This window comes from uncultured Aquimarina sp. (genome assembly GCF_947492405.1).
GTDB lineage: Bacteria > Bacteroidota > Bacteroidia > Flavobacteriales > Flavobacteriaceae > Aquimarina.
This window is the reverse complement of sequence record NZ_CANLMP010000021.1, coordinates 1-1,840: the sequence shown is the minus strand read 5'-3', so window position 1 is coordinate 1,840 and position 1,840 is coordinate 1. Positions and strand designations below refer to the sequence as shown.

General features: G+C 41.1%; 1 protein-coding gene. It reads right to left on the bottom strand.

Annotation, left to right across the window (positions count from 1 at the left end; genetic code table 11):
- The coding region (locus Q0829_RS27475) for a DUF11 domain-containing protein (protein ID WP_298549292.1) at positions 1–1,840 on the bottom strand (1,840 nt) is incomplete at both ends.

Genomic DNA, 1,840 nt, shown 5'->3' with positions numbered 1-1,840 from the left:
ATATCCTCACTTGGATCATCTGGAGTAGTATTAGTATCAGTCTGATCTAAAGTAACTCCGGTAACTGTATTGGTAATTGTATCACCACTAGTTCCAACATCAACAGTAGCTGTGATAATTAAGGTTTCTACTCCTCCATTCAAAATATCACCAATATTCCAAACACCTACAGCCGAGTTATAGTCTGCAGCCGGGTTAGCACTAACAAATGTTACTCCCATTGGTAAAACATCCGTTAAAGATACATTAGTAGCAGTAGCTGGTCCATTATTCGTAACTGTAATTGTATAGTTAATTGTATCTCCTTCATCTGGAGTAGCATTATCAACTGTCTTAGCTACTACTAAGTCAACTTCGTTGTTCACTATAATGTCCTCACTTGGATCATCCGCAGTTATATCATTATCTGTCTGATCTAAGTTGACAACTGTTATCGTATTAGTAATCGTATCACCGCTTGTTCCTACATCTACTGTAGCAGTAATGGCAAGAGTTGCATTATTTCCATTAGTGATATCTCCTATTGTCCAAATACCAGTTACATCATCGTAAGTTCCCTGACTTGGTGTATCGGATACATACGTCACTCCTACTGGTAATTGATCAGTGATATTAATATTAGTTGCCGAAGGAGCTCCATTGTTAGTTATTGTAATAGTATAAACAATAGTACTTCCTTCATCTGGAGTTGCATTATCAACTATTTTAGCCACCACAAGATCAACCTGATCGTCTGTATCTCTCCAATCTGGTTCTGGAGTAGTTGGATTGTCTGTATTTGGGAATGGGTTATCTGCAGTTTGTCCTCCGTTAGTTGGATCTAAACTAGCATCATCTGTATCAAAATTATCATCTAATCCATCGCCATCTGAATCTATTCCAGCCGGTAAGGTATCTGCAATACCATCATCATCAGTATCATAAGCTTCAATAGTATCACTCTCTGAATCCTCATCTGAGTTTAAATCTATATAATCTGGTCCGTCAGCTAATCCATCTGTATTTGTTGGATCAATAGCTGTACCATTCGTATCATAGGCATCATTAACGCCATTACCATCAGTATCTGATTCATCAACTAAAGGTGTTAATGGATCATCTACAATGGGAGCAATATAACCTGCCGTTGTCTGACCTTCGATATTATCTACAATACCATCATCATCGGCATCGATATCTAAATAGTCTGGTCCATCATTTGGATTCATATCCGTATCCGTAGGAACAGTACTCACTCCAGCACCATCAACACCACCGTCTTCGGCAACATCTGGAATACCGTTGGTACCAACACTACCATTGGCCTGACCATCACCATCTGTATCCAATGCGCCATTGCCTGTCTCTACAATATCATATAATCCATCGTTATCACTGTCTAAGTCTAAGTGGTTTGGAACTCCGTCTCCGTCATTGTCATATACATCCGGAATACCATCTCCATTACTGTCTGTATAGTCCGTGGTACTACCATCACCGGTACCATCATCACTATCATCCTGCCAGTTAGGAACACCATCGCCATCTTCATCGCCATTTGGATCGTTTCCTCCACTCTCTACAACATCCGTGATTCCATCATTATCATCGTCCTCATCTACATTATCCGGAATACCATCATCATCGGCATCAATCGGATCTCGCCAATCTCGGTCTCCGCCAACATTGTCATCATCAGGGAAGTCCGTAGGAACGCTGCCGCCATTGCTGGCACCACCAGCATCCGTAGTATTCGTGCCATCAACATCATAAGCATCATCTAATCCATCACCATCACTGTCATTACCACTCGGTAAAGTGTCCGGTACATTATCGCCGTCCGTATCATAGCCCTCTGTAG